1 protein-coding gene is annotated in these 458 nt (G+C 66.4%); it reads right to left on the minus strand.

What is annotated here, in order from left to right; genetic code table 11:
* Positions 1-248 precede the first annotated feature (248 nt).
* On the minus strand, positions 249-458 hold a 210-nt coding region (locus tag HV824_RS36210), incomplete at its 5' end, for a hypothetical protein (protein WP_176425318.1).

Consider the following 458-nt stretch of genomic DNA (forward strand, 5'->3'; position numbering starts at 1 on the left):
GAGGGTACCGTCCGGACGGATGGCCAGTGAATGGGATTCGCCCGCAGCCAGCCGGGTGCGCGGACTGGCGCGCTTGAGGCCGGAGGAGGTCGTTGAATCCTCGGGAGCAGCGGCTTCCGGAGGAGATTGCCCGCAGCCTGCGAACAGGCACAGCCCGAGCCAGACGCCGGCCAAGCGCCTTCCCCAAGAGGAGGTCGTTTGTGTCATTGGAGTGTCCTTGGTTTTGCGAGTGAGAGGGATTGAACGGCTCAATAGAACTGCGAGCGCAGCGGTACGAGGGCGTCCAGGGACGTCCCGTCGCCCAGCTGGCCGTCGGAGTTACGGCCCCAGGTCCACACGGTGCCGTCCATGCGGATGACCAGCATGTGGTAGTTGCCACCGGCCGCCGCGGTGACACCGTCCGACAGGCTCGTCACCTGCACGGGCGCGTCGTCGTAGATCTCCACGGTGTCGTTGCC

The organism is Myxococcus sp. AM009, from assembly GCF_013372605.1.
In the GTDB taxonomy this organism is placed as follows: domain Bacteria; phylum Myxococcota; class Myxococcia; order Myxococcales; family Myxococcaceae; genus Myxococcus; species Myxococcus vastator.